At 43.7% G+C, this 16,196-nt stretch carries 14 protein-coding genes; 12 read left to right on the top strand and 2 right to left on the bottom strand.

Features of this window, described 5'->3' with window-relative positions:
* Window positions 1–3 precede the first annotated feature (3 nt).
* The 6 genes from BLS65_RS00065 (at window position 4) to BLS65_RS00040 (ending at window position 5,516) form a co-directional block, all read left to right on the top strand.
* Window positions 4–249 carry a (2Fe-2S) ferredoxin domain-containing protein gene (locus BLS65_RS00065; RefSeq protein ID WP_092433893.1) on the top strand — a complete coding sequence of 82 codons (246 nt, stop codon included), beginning with the start codon at window positions 4–6 and terminating at the stop codon, window positions 247–249.
* 2 nt (window positions 250–251) lie between these two features.
* Window positions 252–1,994 (top strand): [Fe-Fe] hydrogenase large subunit C-terminal domain-containing protein, encoded by a 1,743-nt coding sequence (locus BLS65_RS00060; protein WP_092433892.1) that lies wholly within the window; start codon window positions 252–254, stop codon window positions 1,992–1,994.
* A complete protein-coding gene (locus BLS65_RS00055; RefSeq protein WP_092433890.1) occupies window positions 1,981–3,168 on the top strand; it encodes a SpoIIE family protein phosphatase in 1,188 nt (395 codons plus the stop codon). The genes BLS65_RS00060 and BLS65_RS00055 overlap by 14 nt, the downstream gene beginning before the upstream one ends.
* A 23-nt stretch (window positions 3,169–3,191) precedes the next feature.
* Window positions 3,192–3,464: an NADH-quinone oxidoreductase subunit NuoE family protein gene (locus BLS65_RS00050; protein WP_125869708.1), complete on the top strand. Its 273-nt coding sequence runs from the start codon at window positions 3,192–3,194 to the stop codon at window positions 3,462–3,464.
* Window positions 3,454–4,905 (top strand): monomeric [FeFe] hydrogenase, encoded by a 1,452-nt coding sequence (locus BLS65_RS00045; RefSeq protein ID WP_092433885.1) that lies wholly within the window; start codon window positions 3,454–3,456, stop codon window positions 4,903–4,905. Before BLS65_RS00050 ends, BLS65_RS00045 begins: the two co-directional genes overlap by 11 nt.
* A gap of 155 nt (window positions 4,906–5,060) precedes the next feature.
* A complete protein-coding gene (locus tag BLS65_RS00040; protein ID WP_125869707.1) occupies window positions 5,061–5,516 on the top strand; it encodes a hypothetical protein in 456 nt (151 codons plus the stop codon).
* Between the two features lie 48 nt (window positions 5,517–5,564).
* Here the strand turns inward: BLS65_RS00040 and BLS65_RS00035 are convergent, their stop codons facing one another.
* Window positions 5,565–6,848: a M64 family metallopeptidase gene (locus BLS65_RS00035; protein ID WP_092433877.1), complete on the bottom strand. Its 1,284-nt coding sequence runs from the start codon at window positions 6,846–6,848 to the stop codon at window positions 5,565–5,567.
* Between the two features lie 191 nt (window positions 6,849–7,039).
* Here BLS65_RS00035 and BLS65_RS00030 point away from each other — a divergent pair, with 191 nt between their 5' ends.
* The 3 genes from BLS65_RS00030 to BLS65_RS00020 all read left to right on the top strand — a co-directional run bounded on the left by BLS65_RS00030 (window position 7,040) and on the right by BLS65_RS00020 (window position 10,626).
* Window positions 7,040–8,326 (top strand): mechanosensitive ion channel family protein, encoded by a 1,287-nt coding sequence (locus BLS65_RS00030; protein ID WP_244500644.1) that lies wholly within the window; start codon window positions 7,040–7,042, stop codon window positions 8,324–8,326.
* A gap of 339 nt (window positions 8,327–8,665) precedes the next feature.
* Complete coding sequence (locus BLS65_RS00025) at window positions 8,666–9,751, top strand: site-specific integrase (protein ID WP_092433875.1); 1,086 nt, start codon at window positions 8,666–8,668, stop codon at window positions 9,749–9,751.
* A gap of 590 nt (window positions 9,752–10,341) precedes the next feature.
* On the top strand, window positions 10,342–10,626 hold the full coding sequence (locus BLS65_RS00020; RefSeq protein WP_092433872.1) for a helix-turn-helix domain-containing protein: 285 nt from the start codon (window positions 10,342–10,344) through the stop codon (window positions 10,624–10,626).
* A 297-nt stretch (window positions 10,627–10,923) separates the two neighbouring features.
* Here BLS65_RS00020 and BLS65_RS18870 read toward each other — a convergent pair whose 3' ends face one another.
* A complete protein-coding gene (locus BLS65_RS18870) occupies window positions 10,924–11,055 on the bottom strand; it encodes a hypothetical protein (protein ID WP_262507972.1) in 132 nt (43 codons plus the stop codon).
* A 23-nt stretch (window positions 11,056–11,078) separates the two neighbouring features.
* On the opposite strand from BLS65_RS18870, the gene BLS65_RS00015 reads away from it, so the two are divergent.
* From BLS65_RS00015 to BLS65_RS00005, 3 genes are all read left to right on the top strand, one after another.
* Complete coding sequence (locus BLS65_RS00015; RefSeq protein ID WP_092433869.1) at window positions 11,079–12,668, top strand: primase-helicase family protein; 1,590 nt, start codon at window positions 11,079–11,081, stop codon at window positions 12,666–12,668.
* Between the two features lie 145 nt (window positions 12,669–12,813).
* Complete coding sequence (locus BLS65_RS00010; protein WP_092433866.1) at window positions 12,814–13,761, top strand: DUF6371 domain-containing protein; 948 nt, start codon at window positions 12,814–12,816, stop codon at window positions 13,759–13,761.
* Between the two features lie 800 nt (window positions 13,762–14,561).
* A complete protein-coding gene (locus BLS65_RS00005; protein WP_170829944.1) occupies window positions 14,562–16,070 on the top strand; it encodes an IPT/TIG domain-containing protein in 1,509 nt (502 codons plus the stop codon).
* Window positions 16,071–16,196: the final 126 nt, after the last annotated feature.

The following is a 16,196-nucleotide window of genomic DNA, read 5'->3' as shown; positions in this document are numbered from 1 at the left end:
GCCATGCAACAGAAAAACGAAATTATGATCTGCCTCGGAAGTTCTTGCTATTCAAGAGGAAACCAGGAGACCTTAGCGGTTATAAAGTCATATATTCAGCAAAATAACTTAAAGGCGAATCTTACCTTTAAAGGGAAACTATGTCTCGGCCTATGCAACGAAGGCCCCATTGTGGTAATAAATGGTGAAATATTAAAGGAGGTTAGCCCCGATACCATAATTTCTATATTGGAAAAGAAACTGTTGTAGCCATGAACTACTCCAAGCCAATATATACCGAGAAGAACGATTGCCAAGACTGCTACAAGTGCGTCCGCGAATGTCCGGTAAAGGCAATTAAGATTGAGGACGGCAGCGCATCCATCGTGGAGGAGCTATGTATCTTCTGTGGTCACTGCACCGAGATTTGCCCAGTGGGTGCAAAAAAAGTAAGAAACGACCTTACCTTGGCTAAGCTAATTCTTGATGAAGATTCCAAAGTAATTGCCTCCATCGCACCCTCTTGGGTTGCAGACTTTCCCGGAGTGTCGGAACAGAGAATGGTTAATGCCCTAAAATTTATTGGTTTTACCGCTGTTTCTGAAACATCGTTGGGTGCCGAGGTGGTATCAAAAGAGACAGGCAGACTGCTCAACGATGCGGCATGGAAACATAAGGTTGCCATCTCCACTGCTTGCCCTTCGGTTGTTGAGCTAATAATCAAATATTACCCCCAATACGTTCAATACCTAACTCCGGTGGTGTCCCCGCTGATGGTTCATGGTGCGCTTTTAAAGAGATGGTATGGTCCCGATGCGAAGGTTATCTTCTTTGGACCATGCATTGCCAAAAAGATTGAATCCGATAAAAACCAAGATATTGTGGAGGTTGCACTCACCTTTAAGGATTTAGCACAATGGATTGAAGATGAAGGCATAAACCTTTACGTTGAATTACCGAATGAAACTGAACCTGGATTGTTCGAGCCGGTTCATTCTGGATTAGGAACACTTTATCCCATCGATGGTGGTATGATATCCGGCATTAAGGAAGATGCTACCGCAACTGATATTTCCTTTATGACCTTTTCTGGCAGCAGAGGCATTACTGATGCTCTAAAGGATATCGATATCTACAATGGAAACAACACCCTATTTCTTGAGTTGCTCTCCTGTAATGGCGGTTGTATTTCGGGTCCAGGAACTCGCAGCAAAGAATCACTTGCGGTAAAACGCTATCACGTTATTAACCGAGTGCCTTTGGCATCAAAAACAATTAAAAACCCAACTATTAGCATGGAGGCAGGAGATATTTCGTGCAAATTCATAGAGATTAAACCTGTACCCGTCCGGAAATTTAGTTCCAAGGAGATTGCAGAAGCCTTAAGCGCTGTCGGAAAACTATCATCAAAGGATGAGCTCAACTGTAGTGGATGTGGTTACGATAGCTGCAAAGAGTTTGCCATTGCCATGATTCTCGGCAACGCCGAGCGAAGCATGTGCGTATCCTACATGCGCAAAGTGGCCCACGATAAAGCCACGGTATTACTCCAGAAAATTCCTTCTGGGGTAGTTATTGTTGATGACAAAATGCGGGTTATTGAAGCCAACCGTAACTTTGCAACAATGCTCGGAGCCGAAACTGAAATGATCTTCGATGCCAATCCAGGACTAGAGGGCGCGGTGGCCGAAAAGCTTGTTCCTTTCCATAAAATGCTGGCCGCTGCCTTGAATACGGGGGAAGACCAAATGGAGCGCGACGTGAAGGTGGGCTCAAAGAAGCTCAAAATCTCGGTATTTAATATCCAAAAGCATAAGATCGTAAGCGCAGTGGTACGCGACCTTACCATTCCCGAAGTGCGCAACGACGAAATTGCTCGCCGCACTAAGGATGTTATCAAGGAAAACATGGAGACCGTGCAGAAAATCGCATACCTACTAGGTGAAAATGCCTCCAAAACAGAGGCCATGCTCTCCTCCATTCTCGAAACGCTTTCGCCTGATGAAGAGCAGTAACTTCCATATAGAAGTTGAGTGCTTCCAGCTAAATAAGGAGGGTAACCAGCTATGCGGTGACGTGTTCCTATCCAGGAAAATTAAAAACGAAGATCGCATTGTAATTGCATTCTCCGATGGGCTGGGTAGTGGCGTAAAAGCAAATGTACTGGCAACGCTCACCACCTCCATGGCGGTGAACTTTACTACCTGTAATGTACCGGTGGAGAAAGCCGCAGTTACCATTATGGATACGCTGCCAGTAGATAGCAAGCGCATGATTAGCTATGCCACCTTTACCATTGCCGATATTGACTCCGATGGTGAAACAAAAATCGTGGAGTTTGATAACCCCAGATACCTTCTCATTCGTAATGGTGCCTCAATGTCCATTCAACGGGAAGAGATCATCATAAAAGAGCGCAGCGAAAAGCACCGACGCATGTTCCAATCGGTAATTCGAATGGAAAAGGAAGATCGACTGGTAATGTTTTCCGATGGTGTGACCCAAGCAGGAATAGGCACCAACGAAATGCCGTTTGGTTGGGAAGACGATGGTGTGGAGGAATTTGTGCTGAAATGTATTGCCGAAAATGAAACCATTTCTGCCTATGATCTTGCTCGCAAGGTGGTGCAAAAGGCAAATGCTAACGACGTATATTGTCCCAAAGACGATATTAGCTGTGCGGTAAGTTACTTTCGCGAACCCCGCCGCTTAATGGTTTGCTCTGGGCCACCTTTTCGCGAAGATAAGGATGGATACCTTGCCCACTTGGTTGACTCCTATCCCGGAAAAAAGATTGTTTGCGGAGGAACTACTTCTCAAATCATCTCCCGAGAGCTTAATCGTCCCATCGATGTTGGAATGATGCCCGATAAATCGGGGCTTCCACCTGCCTCACGCATGGAGGGTATCGATCTTATAACCGAGGGAATACTCACTATTGGAAAGGTGGCTGAAATACTCGAAGAACTAACATCTTCAGGCGTTACAGGCGAAGGACCTGCTGTAGATATTACAAAAATGCTACTCAAAAGCGACCTTATCGACTTTATGATTGGCACCAAGATTAACAATGCCCATCAAGATCCAAACCTTCCCGTTGAGTTGGAAATACGGCGAAACGTAATAAAACGAATTGTGCGAGTGTTGGAGGAAAAGTTTTTAAAAGAAGTAAACCTTCAGTTTATATAGGCTGGAGTTAAATGAACCGAACTATGGAAAAGAAAGTAACCGTTAAAGTATGCACAGGAACCCTCTGCTACCTCATGGGCGGAGCCGACCTACAGCTACTCCCTGAGAGAATTCCGGCCGAAATCATGGCTCAAGTCGACTTTAAAGGATCTACCTGTAGCGGGTATTGCAACGATCCAGCCAACGGAAGAGCTCCCTTTGCCGATGTTAATGGAAAGTGTATCTCGGAAGCCACCATACAAAAAGTATTGATTGCAATTAAGGACGAGTTGGGAGGTGCGTATCATGGCAGTTAACAATAACGCAACCATTTTACGTCGCGAACTACTGACGCGTATAGCACAGCTATTGAGCGAGAATCAGCTCGTTGAAAAGATCGATCGAATTCCTCTTGAAATGCGGCCACGGAAAAGTGGCTATAGCCGATGCTGTGTGCATAAGGACAGAGCGGTGCTTAAGTACAAGACTATGGCTATTCTAGGTTTCAATATACAAGACGAAACCGATGAATTAACTCCGCTTAGCCACTACGCTCAGCTGGCAATCGACCGTACCGAGCAAACCGATGTTATGCTCACCGTGGTAGATGAAGCATGCAGCTCGTGCGTAAAGGTAAACTATGTGGTTACGAATATGTGTCGTGGCTGCGTGGCCCGCCCATGCGAGGTGAATTGCCCAAAAGATGCCATATCATTTGATAGCAATAACCAAGCAAATATTGAACACAATAAGTGCGTGAATTGCGGCATATGCCAAAAGGTATGTCCTTTTCATGCAATTATATATACCCCTGTACCCTGCGAAGAGTCGTGCCCAGTAGGAGCCATCACCAAGAATGAGGCAGGCATTGAAGTTATCGACAACGAAAAGTGTATCCAGTGCGGTAAATGCGTGGTAGCCTGTCCATTTGGTGCGGTTATGGAAAAGTCGCATTTAGTAGAGATTGCCACAAAGAAGCGTAACGGAAAAGAGTTGGTTGCCTTAGTTGCCCCCGCCATAATCGCTCAATTCAAGGCCGATTATGGTAAGATTTTGGGTGGTGTTAAGCAAGTTGGCTTTGACCATATATACGAGGTTGCTTGGGGCGCCGAAGAAACCACTATAAGGGAGGCAGCCGAACTTCAGGAAAAGCTTGCAGAAGGACAATCCTTTATGACTACCTCCTGTTGTCCTTCCTATGTAAATTTGGTGAACAGACATATCGAAGAGCTCAAACCATTCGTTTCGCATACCCCAAGTCCAATGGCAATTACGGCCGAGATGGCCCGAAAACAACACCCTGACGCCGTAATTGTATTTATTGGACCATGCACCGCTAAACGCTTTGAAGCTTTTCACAATCCAAATATAGACTGTGTGCTTAGCTTTGAGGAGTTCGGAGCGATGCTCGTGGCCAACGGAATTGATATAGATAGGTGCGAACCAATCGAACCCAATAAAAAAATAAATGCTTTGGCCAATAGTTTTGCCGCCAGCGGAGGTGTTGCTGCTTGTGTAAAAGCAAAACTTCCTGAAGGTTTTCCACTCCAAGGGCTTGTAATTAATGGTATCGACCAGGCCAATATCCGAATACTTAAATCACTGACAAAGAACCCACAGGGTAACTTGGTTGAAGTGATGTCGTGTGAGGGTGGATGCATCAATGGCTGCAACGTTATTGCCAACCCCAAAGTTGGCCTACGCCAGATAAATGACTATGTGCTTAAAAACACAAAAGTAGAGGAAACCAAACGGTAAAATTTGCCGTATCAGCAGCAGTAGTTTAGTAGTTAGTAGTAGTTTTTGGGTTAAAAGGATTACAACCGAAAGGGTGTAATCCTTTTTTTGGAAAATACAAAGAATAAACATGAAGATACTCCCTTTTGAGGAATCTTCAACCAAAATAAACGTTCATGCCTTCTGTCCAAATAGAAGTTAGACGAATTCGGATTATCTCTATCATACAGATGATCATTGGACTAACAATTGTTGGCATACCCTCCTACATCTACGAATGGTACCAATTTACCGACAAAGTACTTGAGGCAGTCATGTTTTGGGGTGTAAGTGCTGCGTGCCTTCCTGCAGCCTTTCTTAGCTACTATCGTTTCGAAAGAGAGATGAAACGTGCCGAGAGGAAACCACTGAATGAGAAACTAATCGCCTATCGATCGGCTGCCATTATTCGGAACTTAATAGTTGAATCGGTTTCCGTCCTTTTCACAATATCTTTTTTCCTTACCGGATCCAACGTGCTTCAACTCGAAGCAATCCTAGGTGCATTCATTATGGTGTTTTTCTACCCATCCGACTTACGAATGTCTCGAGAACTACGAATCGAAATCCAAGAATTGGAATCAACATACTAACAAAAGCCATCCGTAAGGGATGACTTTCGTTAGAAAGGATGAAGACCACTATTTGCAGTAAAACTGTATTACTTTTTCAATGGACTTTTGGCAAACCGGACAAAACCCTTTGGCCACATTGGTTCGCATGCGGCATTTCTGCATGGGTCGAAAAATTCCCTTAGTCATGTAGCCTCCCCCTTCAAAAAGGCCAATGATATCGGCATTTGCATCCATTGCCGGAGTGGGAATTGGAGTTGTCACTGCTACCATATCCTTCCACTTGCTCGCAAAGTTCACCATGGTAGTAATGTTGGGTTCCCACGGCTCCACCTTCAAGTTATAGAAATCGCCATAAGGTGTCGAGGAATCGAAATATTCATCGCCAAGTCCAGCAAAACTATGCCCAAATTCGTGAATAAAGACCTGAGGAGAAGAAGCATGCCGAGAAGAACTTAACGCGTAATAGCCGAAAATACCTCCTCCACCATACTTTTCGGAGTTAACAAGGACATAAACGGCATCGCAAGGAACTCCGGTAATAAGGTCGGCAATGGATTTATAGTCGAAAGTAGTGAGATACCGCTCCTCATTAAAAGTATAAAAGGTGGAACCGGCAACAGTGCTCTTCCATTGATTCTTTCCAGGATTATCCGGCCCAGAATCTTGCGAATTGGACTTCACTAGCCAAATATTAAAATTGCCTCTATTGGTTTTATATGGCTCATATTGAAACATATAATCTATCAACCTATTGGCATCGGCAACAAAGGTATCCATCTCTCCGCTTTGATAACCCTCTGCAATAATTACCAAATCGACTTTCTTGTCAGGATCGCCCATCTTTTGCAACTCTGCCACCGGATACTTCTGCCGTTTTTCGCCATTAATGAAAATCGATTTGGGATCGAGATCCATTGAGAACATGGCATAAAAAAGTCCATCTACTTTTCGTCGTTCGCTAATCTCAATTTTAAAAGGTTTGATAGGTCGAGGTATCCTGACACTCTGTGTAAATGCCCGAGCAACCAACTTTGCCTCCTCGGTTGTTCTCCACTCCTGAAAAAGCGAGGAGAATCCCTTCGAAAAAATGAGCGTATTGGTCTCTTTATCGAATACTTTAAAGGAGTATTCCCCGTAGGAATAGGATTCTACCGTATTTGAAGGATTGCCACCCCACACAACTTCGCTATATGCCGCATCGAAGTATGCCGTTTGGGTTTGGGCATTTCCTGCAAGGGAAAAGTCGATCCGCAGGGCAGTTGTCGTCTCAAAATAATCGGCAAAACTAACGGATTGTCCATAGCAAGCCCCGCTACAAAGTGCCGCGAAAGAAAGTATAATCCACCTCATAAATCAAATAGTTATATTATTTGTAAATCGCATCCACCGCTATCATCGTTCAAACAAAAGGTGCAGGAAAGAAGTCCCTACAAATCGAATAATCATGCATCCTTGATCATTTTAGTCTATTATGGCATTCATAATTGCAACCTCTGAAAGATATACTTATTTTTGCTTTCCAAAACGAATAGAATTATAAAATGAGAAACCTACTTTTTATTACAAGTAATTATGCCTTAATGGAGAAGTTGGAAAAGTGGATTACCACCTTTGCCATCAGCAGTTCGATTATCATTCTCCTGAAGATACTAATTGCCCTAGCCGCAATAGGCCTTATTGCTTTCATTGCCGATTTCCTTGTTAAAAAGATCATATTAAGTACCTTAATTCGGTTTGCAAAAAAAAGCAAAACAGAGTGGGACGACTTCCTTATTGAACGAAGGGTTTTCCATAAATTCGCTCACATGGCTCCAGCCATAGTGGTATATTTTCTCATCCCTATTGCCCTAGAGGATATTGCTCCCGTATACATCAAGGTAATCCAGACCTTAACAACTTGTTACATGATCATGGTTGGGCTGTTTACCCTCGATGCCTTCTTGGATGCCGCCCATGATGTATATCAAACCATGCCAGTATCCAAGGAAAGAGCCATAAAGGGTTACCTCCAGATTGCCAAAATACTCAGTTATTTCTTTGGCGGCATCGTGATTATTGCCTTACTAATAGGTAAAGATCCCGGTGGCATAGTAGTCGGGTTGGGCGCATCGGCAGCTATCCTAATGTTTATCTTCAAGGATACCATTCTCGGATTCGTAGCCTCCATCCAACTATCGGCCAACGATATGCTAAAGATTGGTGATTGGATTGAAATGCCCTCCCGCAAAGCCGATGGAAATGTGATGGAGATAAACCTTACCACCGTTAAGGTTCAAAACTGGGACAGAACCATTACCACTATTCCAACCTACGCGCTGGTGAGCGAATCGTTTACCAACTGGCGCGGCATGGAACAATCCGATGGCCGCAGATTTAAGCGTTCGGTACTGATTAACGTTACAAGTGTAAAATTCTGCTCACCCGAATTGCTCATAAAGCTAAAGCGCATCCAAATCCTTCGCACATATATTGAGGATATGGAGACCGAACTCAGAAAATACAACGAGAGCAATAACATCGACAAGTCTGTAGATGTAAATGGGAGACAACTTACCAACCTTGGTGTTTTTCGCAAATACCTGGAATTATATTTGCAATCGAACCCGAACATAAATACCGATGCCACGCTTATGGTGCGCTTGCTCGAGCCTTCCGAAAAAGGTATCGCCATGGAAATTTACGGTTTCTCAAAAGAGAAAAGATGGATTTTCTACGAGGCTAATCTGAGCGATATATTCGACCATATGCTTGCCGTAATTCCTGAATTTGAGCTTAAGGTGTTCCAAAACCCATCGGGTGACGATTTTAAAAGTTTGCTGAATAAGTAGCACTTTTTTCATCTGGCAAAGCCTTGAGGAATAAACCTCAAGGCTTTTTTCTTATTTATCTACATCCAAATTGAATAATAACAGATACCTTGCCAATTAATACTTCAATTCATGAATAAAAAAGAGTTGCGGGAACAGGACTCGAACCTGCAAAACAAGAGAAAACAAAAATACAACAAAAGCATACACACCAAGCGTTTAAAGGTTTTTAGAGAAGGCATCCTTTCTCTTGATAATGCCATGTTATGATAATAACTGTCCCCCGGACTGTCCCCCGTTATTTATATTTTTATTATCTTTGTGTAACTAGAATAACAAAGAACTATAAAAAACATAACCATGGGCGTAAAACTAAGGGAGAACGGAAAAGAAAGTGGAGTAAGATCACTATTCTTAGATATTACAACCAACGGAAAACGGTATAAGGAGTATCTCGGATTGACTTTGGAACCGCCCAAATCCACAGAAATAAGGCAAAAGAACAAGCAAACAAAGTTACTTGCGGAAAGCATTAGGGCCAAGAGAGAACTTGAGCTGCAAGCGCAAGACTATGAGTTTACGCCCGCATTCAAAAAGGGGGTTGATTTTGTTGCATACTTTGAAAAGTTTGTTGCAGACTATCCCCATAAGGATCTAAGGATTGTAAAGTACTCGAAGATATGGTTTGTGAAATACCTAGAATCCCAAAACATTACAACTCTTAAGCCAAAACAACTGGATGAAAGGATTTGCAAGGGCTATTTAGAGTTTATGCAAAAAGGGCTGAACGGTGAAACGCCCTACAACTACTTCAGCAAGTTTAAGCGGGTGGTGAGCCAGGCGAGAAAGGATAAACTCCTTTTTGAAAACCCAACCGAAGGTATTAGGGTGGCAAGGGACGAGGGGTTGAAAAAGGAAATTCTATCCTATAAAGAGATAGAGCAACTTGCCGGTGCTGAATGTGCCAACAGAGAAGTAAAACGGGCATTTTTGTTTAGCCTGTTCAGCGGCTTAAGGTGGTGTGATGTCTCGGTATTAACCTACAAGAATATAGACTTCGCAAACAACGTGCTAACATTCAGCCAATCTAAAACGAAGCACTCTTCGAAAAACGCGATTGTGAGAATGGCCATAAGCCCTATGCTGCTAAAACTGATCGGTGAGCAAAAGGAACAACAGGATATTATATTTAACCTACCAACACATACCGGAGCGCTAAAGATCCTCAAGCAATGGGTGGCGAGATCGGGTATTAAAAAAAACATCACATGGCACTGTGCACGGCATAGTTTTGCCGTGAACCTACTGGGGGAAGTAAAGGCCGATGTGAAAACAGTAGCCTCACTGCTGGGGCATTCGGGGTTAAAGCATGTAGAAGTTTACACCCGAGCGGTTGATGAAAAGAAAATGCAAGCAGTAAACGGATTGCCAGAAGTTGAGTTTTAAACAAAATGCTCACTAGCAATTTTTAACGCTCATGTTGGTATTCACATTGAATTGCAGATAATGTCCAAACTCCGATACAGCCAAAGACATTTCGACCAACATTTATTTATGCGCTAAGATTTGCACCTGAGTGGAAAAAACAGAAGAAAACCTCGTTTGAGTTCATGGAGAACAAGTATATTTTGAGAACACTGATGAAGAGAGCCATACACAACTAAATGGCCTTGTAATGAAAAAAGATAAAAGAATACAACGACGAATATTATTGGGGGTTGAAAAAAAGTTATCAACAATTTTCAGAATCATCACAAGAAAGTGTGGCTTTTTTGAGAAAAAACTCTGCATATTGCTGTATATGAGCGACTATCGCATGCATTATTAGTGATAGATAATAATTTCTCCGGTTGGTAGCGGTTGTTATTGGGTCTTTAAAGTCCCGCTCACGAGACGCTAACGGGACTTAACGAGTCTTAACGGTTGTTTTTGAGTTTTTTAACAACCTGTAGGTCAGAGCGGTTTTGGTTGATCAAAATCAAAAACAGGAAAATAAAGCAGATATTTGCCAAGTATTAACCAAGCAACAATAACCAATGAATGACATTAAGGAAATTACTGAGCAGCTCGGAAGAATTGAGGAATTGCTGGTCTCCCAAAAAACTGTTTTAACCTTCAACGAGGCGGTGGCCTATATGGGCGTTTCCAAAGGGCATCTCTACAAGTTAACCTCGAGAAGGCAAATAAGACACTACAAGCCAAGAGGGAAAATGCTTTACTTCAATCGCGTTGAGCTGGATGCTTGGCTTTGCCAAAATCCCGTAAAGACCGCAGCAGCAATTGAGCAAGATGCGGCCAATTACATGCTAAAGAATGGATAAGCCTACCTGTAACCCCATAAAAAAAGGGGCTGCCCCACAGCCCCTAAGCAATTCTAAATCAATATTCATTCGAAAATGAAGCACAAAGTTATGAAGAAAATAGAAACGAAAAGCGTAAGGCCTAAAATAATTATGGTGCCAGTGCTACGCTCAAACCTCTCCCACCGCCATTACCACGCTGCTCTTACATTGAGTTTGCCATTCTCCCAAGCCTATACCTCTTATCGGTGCAGCATTTTTCGAGAACCTATCAATTCCACTAACCGGAACTAACATCCTTAGGAAGAAATTCTCGGATTACATGGGGTTTACCTGTTCATCGATGAGGCTCTTCTTTGGAGCCAAAAGTTGAGCGGTATTCCCCATGTTCTCTTTACCCACTATTCCGCATGGCAAGGCACATTTTCTTGCCAAAAAACTAGTAACCATTAGAGCATTGGAGATATGTACGTATGAATCACCTGTTAACTGAAGCCCAAACCCCCACAAAGCCCCGTCCTGTCAATAATGTTCGAAAATTCACCGAAGCGCTGTCTGCAGATATTGATCAAAACACAGGAAAAGGGGAAAAGGCTAAGCCTTCCGAAATCTTCTATGAGCCAATTTACGATAGGGATAAAAAGGTAAAGGACATTAAGCTGCTATACCGTGCATTTACGGATCTACTGAAATCAATGGGTTTTATGCTACTATATGACTCCAAGCAGCCCACCTACGTTCGGTTAACCGACAATATACTGGAGGAGGTTAGCACGAGCAAGATTCAGCACATCTTTCTGGCGTATATTGAAAAGGAGCACCAACCGCTTGAAGGTGTTCTTCGGGATATGATCATCGAGAAGATTCATCGGTGCAACACCACCCTTTTTTCCGATAGTAGGCTCTCGCTACTCTACCCGGATAAACCCATTCAGTTTCAAACAGATACTGCAACGGAGTGCTTCATTTACTATGCTAATGGTGTTGTTCGGTGTAGCGCGGAAGGTATCGCGCTGCTCGACTATAAGCATCTTACTGGGGTGATCTGGAAAAAACAGCTGTTGGATAGGGTCTTTACCCCCATGGAGTGGGAGAAAACCTTTGGTAGCGGGGAAGAGTTGGTTGACAGCTTCGGATACTTTGCTAAGTTCATGTTCCGGATAGCTGGAAGCCGAATGGATCGGTTTTATTCGCTTTGTGCCATTGCCGGATACATGCTGCATTGCCACTTCGACTATAAGCTAAAAGCAATTATCTTGACTGACAGCAAAATCTCAGACAAGGCCGATGGGCGGAGCGGAAAAACGCTGTTCTGCCAAGGCTTAGGCAAGATTCGGAATTACGCGGAGATTAACGGGAAGGATTTCGACCCTGCCAACAAGCACAAGTACCAAACTGCGGATATGGAGTCTCAGATCGTGTGCCTGAACGACGTTCGGCGGAACTTTCAGCCCGAAAACGTATTTAACGACATTACCGAAGGCCTTCAGGTTGAAAAGAAGAATAAGCAGCCCTTCAAAATTCGGCCCAAAATGATAATATCCTCCAACAAGACACTCAACGTGGAAGGCACCAGCGCTCAGGATAGGGTTTTAGAGTATGAGGTGGCCGAGCACTACAGCAATACGTATAGTCCAGCCGATGAGTTTGGGCATTGGTTTTTCTCGGGTTGGAATGCAGCCCAGTGGAACTTGTTTGACAATTTTATGGCATTCAGCGCGTGCTATTTCCTTAGGAATGGATTACGGGAGCCCGCTCAGATAAACCTCCAGAAACGAAAGCTCGTCGATGCTACCTCCATGGACTTTGTGGAGTTTCTCGATGATAAGTTTAGTGCCGGGGAGCTTAAGTGGAATCAGGATTTTAAAAAGGACGATGTTCAGAGCGAATTCATTAAGCTGAATCCAGATTATGAGGGAAATAAGCGGTTTTCATCGGATAGGAATTTTTTAAGACACCTAAGGCAGTACTGTGAAGCTTACGGCGGAAAGTATTCCTCGAGTAGATCCACCAGTGTTCGATGGGTGCATTTTGGTAAACACCTTGAAAATGAGTACAAATGACCAGTTGTTTGTCCTTTTCAATATTGCTTACCTCTTTTATTGATTTCTATGTGTTCTAAGTGTTCTAATCAGTGTAAGTAAAAGATAGTAAGCATTATAAAAAGAACACTTCGACAGTAATTCAAGGTCACATAGAACAGATAAAATGAAAAATCCAATCGAGTTTACCTTAGAAAAATACAGCGGAAAGAAAAGCCGTTTTACTTGCCCAAAGTGTAATCGGGCGGGTGAGTTTACGCGGTATGTTCACCCCGAAACCGGAGAAAGGCTACCGCCCTATGTTGGCATCTGCAACCGTAAGGATAAATGCGGCTATGCCTATAGCAACGGGGATTACATTCGGGAGAATCCAGGGGCGCATGCTAATGAGCGAATAACGTCGGCACTACCAAAACCCGTTATACCCCCTTCTTTTATGAATTGGGCGCTACTGAGCAAATCCATGAGCCACTACCCAGAGAATAATCTTTACCTATTCCTTTGCAACCTTGTTGGCATGAAAGAGGCTGAAGCAATTCTGGCCAAATACTACGTAGGTACATCTAAGCACTGGGCCGGAGCATCGGTTTACTGGCAGGTAGATTTGCAGAGCAACGTTCGGTCGGGTAAGGTAATGCTCTACAATTCCGAAACAGGTAAACGACAGCATAAAAAGCAGACTTGGGTCCACGCGGTAATGGGTTTGAAGGGCTTCAACCTATCCCAATGCCTGTTCGGAGAACACCTGTTGGGGCTAGAGGAGAACAGGGAAAAGGGCGTTGCAATTGTTGAAAGCGAGAAGACGGCCATCATTGCTTCTCGCTTTATCGACAGCGTAGTTTGGTTGGCGACCGGAGGACTTGAGCTGCTTAACCCTGCAACCAACCCAGCTAAGTTTAAACCGTTAATCGGACGACAGGTAATTCTATACCCTGATCTATCGCTACCAAACTCATTCAACGGCGACACCGCCTTTAAAAGCTGGACCCGGAAGGCTGAATTTTTACGGTTTATGGGGGTGAAGGTTACCGTTTCGGAGCTGCTGGAGAATGTGGCCACCGATGAAGAGCGCGAAAACGGTTTTGATATAGCCGATTACTTAATACGGAAGTAAGAACATTCTCTTCGAATAAAAGAAGGTGGTAAATAGGTCCATGAGCACGCACTATTTGTTGGGAAAAGAGCCAACCGCGAGCGGATTACACCGTGGTGCATCAATCCCCTAAGCGATTTTTGGCCCAAAACGCACTTTTTCGAACAAAATCGCACTTTGAACGCACTTTGAACGCACTTTTTTGGACAAAAAACGCACTTTGAGGGCACATTGAATGCACTCGAAATGCACTTTTTGCCTATTCTAAAAGCAGCAGAATTCAATTTAGCGGAATGGGGTAAGATTCCGAACCACCATGGCAACCGCTATAGTGGTATTCACTCATGGACAAAACAATAGGTAGCACCTTGCCTTTTCTTGTTTTCTAGTATAACCTTCTAGTGTTAATAAAACTTGAAAGTATCTAAATGCAAGGGCCATGCTGTTGTTGCAACTCTGGCCTGCTCAATACGGTTCCAACGCGACTTTCTTGCTTGTGTCGTATTATTGCTGGCGGTATTGTGTGCCGACCAATAGCACGGAAGCTTCTCCCGTCAGCGTTAGGGGACCATATGGCAGGAATCGGTGTGCAGGTTTGGGCGTATTTATCGATAAAAAGTTTTACTTCGAGTAGTTGAAGTTAGATCCTGAAAAAATTAGGAATTGTTGATTTTATTTGTGGTATTTCACCAATGGGAAGCTTAATCCGTAACGGATTATTCGTAATTATTTTGCGCAAGTGCATTTTGTTCAAAAGTTTGTATATTTTTGTCACAAGATATCGCCGTTTGGTCAAATTTATCAGCAAGCCCATTAAACCTATGAAAAGACTACTTTTTTTTACTTTTGCCATAGCCATCGGGCTTGGCTTTTGGTCGTGCGACAAGGACGACGGCACAACCGGCTACAAGAGGGATCAGGTTGAGTGGGAAATTACGGGCATTAAGCAGATACCCGGGCGCATGGCCGTGGTTAGCTGCAAAATGAAGATTGTTTACCTTAACGATCGTTCTGGGGAACCTGGTAATTACATCTACAGAAAGATAGACTTTTGGACCTGCTTCGATACCGACACCTCCTTTAGCCACGAGAAGGAAACAACTTGGAACATTCGAGGGATTAAGGATGGGGTTACTGAGGTAGAGTTCTCCGATACGGTGGAGAACTTAGACGTATCAACAACCTACTATTTTAAGATCCATGGTCAGTTTGGCCTTTGCGATACACCTATTTTAAACTACGGTGGCACAACTCTAAGCCAAGGCTACTCCCCTACCGTAAAGATGGCGGTGGAAAAGCCGGTGCTAGCGGTTAGCAGCATAGCTCCGCTCACTGGAACCTACCGCGATACCGTTACCATAAAGGGAGCCGGCTTTAGCAAGGTTTGCGCCGATAACAAGGTGCTCTTCAACGGCATGGAGGCTACGGTTGCCAAGGCCTACTACGATTCGCTCAAGGTGCTAGTACCCAAGAAGGCGGGAGCCGGTGAGGTTACCGTGAAGGTGGGCAGCGAGAGCACGAGCGGTGGCAAGTTCGACTACGTGCACGAACCCTACGTGGTGTATACTATTATGACTTGCCCAGGGATACTTAACGATTTTGGTAAAATTGAGTATGATTACCTTTATCAAATTACAGTTGATGGGAACAACAACGTAATTGCACTCATGAGTAATACAATTATAAAAATTAGTCAGGATGGCAAGTTTATCACCATTGCAGGGCAAAGAGGGGTGTATGGATGTAAGGATGGAAATGGTGCTACTGCCTTGTTTAGTAATTCCAGGGGCATTATTGTGGATAATGGGGGTGACTACATTGTTACCGATGGCAGCAATCATTGCATCCGACGAGTGAAGGCCGATGGCAGCAGCGTTTTAACCTTTTCGGGTGAAATTGGGAAGAGCGGGTATGAGGATGGTGTTGGTGGCTTTGTGAAGTATAATGTACCTACTTGCATTGCCCAAAGCAGCACGGGGGAATATTTCATTGCCGATAGGGATAATAGGCGTATTCGAAAATACGGCAACGATGGCTGGGTGAGCACCTTTGCCGGATCGGGAAAGGATGAATTTGTTGAGGGGCAGGGCTACAAAGCGTCCATCGGTGAACCCAAGTCTATGGTTAGAGACTCCAAGGATAATCTTTTTGTTGCTTCATCCACTTACCCTCATGGATTTACTAGAATTCTTAAGATAACTCCCTCCGGTGTTGTCTCTATCCTTTCGCAGTCAACATTTGCTTTTTATCCTAACCTTACAATTGATGGTCAGGATAATATTTACTCAAAAGATTTTACTTGTACCTTAAATCCGCAGGTCGATTGCTAGGTTTTAAATCTTAGCGTATTTAGGTTTGCTTGGTGGATATTTTGCCATTTTTTTGGTTCGACATAGCCCTTCTTTGCGTCACTTCTTCCGTTTTTCGCTCCCCCTATGGTTTGCAACTTCCTTTTT

Origin of the sequence: Williamwhitmania taraxaci (genome assembly GCF_900096565.1) — a bacterium.
Classification (GTDB): Bacteria; Bacteroidota; Bacteroidia; order Bacteroidales; family Williamwhitmaniaceae; genus Williamwhitmania; species Williamwhitmania taraxaci.
Note: the sequence above shows the minus strand (reverse complement) of the source record. Positions and strands in the feature narration are given on the sequence as shown.

Bases quoted from the DNA above. Each gene is read 5' to 3' on its own strand.
- BLS65_RS00065 (WP_092433893.1), top strand. From the start codon at position 4: ATGCAACAGAAAAACGAAATTATGATCTGCCTCGGAAGTTCTTGCTAT.
- BLS65_RS00060 (WP_092433892.1), top strand. From the start codon at position 252: ATGAACTACTCCAAGCCAATATATACCGAGAAGAACGATTGCCAAGAC.
- BLS65_RS00055 (WP_092433890.1), top strand. From the start codon at position 1,981: ATGAAGAGCAGTAACTTCCATATAGAAGTTGAGTGCTTCCAGCTAAAT.
- BLS65_RS00050 (WP_125869708.1), top strand. From the start codon at position 3,192: ATGGAAAAGAAAGTAACCGTTAAAGTATGCACAGGAACCCTCTGCTAC.
- BLS65_RS00045 (WP_092433885.1), top strand. From the start codon at position 3,454: ATGGCAGTTAACAATAACGCAACCATTTTACGTCGCGAACTACTGACG.
- BLS65_RS00040 (WP_125869707.1), top strand. From the start codon at position 5,061: ATGCCTTCTGTCCAAATAGAAGTTAGACGAATTCGGATTATCTCTATC.
- BLS65_RS00035 (WP_092433877.1), bottom strand. From the start codon at position 6,848: ATGAGGTGGATTATACTTTCTTTCGCGGCACTTTGTAGCGGGGCTTGC.
- BLS65_RS00030 (WP_244500644.1), top strand. From the start codon at position 7,040: ATGAGAAACCTACTTTTTATTACAAGTAATTATGCCTTAATGGAGAAG.
- BLS65_RS00025 (WP_092433875.1), top strand. From the start codon at position 8,666: ATGGGCGTAAAACTAAGGGAGAACGGAAAAGAAAGTGGAGTAAGATCA.
- BLS65_RS00020 (WP_092433872.1), top strand. From the start codon at position 10,342: ATGAATGACATTAAGGAAATTACTGAGCAGCTCGGAAGAATTGAGGAA.
- BLS65_RS18870 (WP_262507972.1), bottom strand. From the start codon at position 11,055: ATGGTTACTAGTTTTTTGGCAAGAAAATGTGCCTTGCCATGCGGAATA.
- BLS65_RS00015 (WP_092433869.1), top strand. From the start codon at position 11,079: ATGAATCACCTGTTAACTGAAGCCCAAACCCCCACAAAGCCCCGTCCT.
- BLS65_RS00010 (WP_092433866.1), top strand. From the start codon at position 12,814: ATGAAAAATCCAATCGAGTTTACCTTAGAAAAATACAGCGGAAAGAAA.
- BLS65_RS00005 (WP_170829944.1), top strand. From the start codon at position 14,562: ATGAAAAGACTACTTTTTTTTACTTTTGCCATAGCCATCGGGCTTGGC.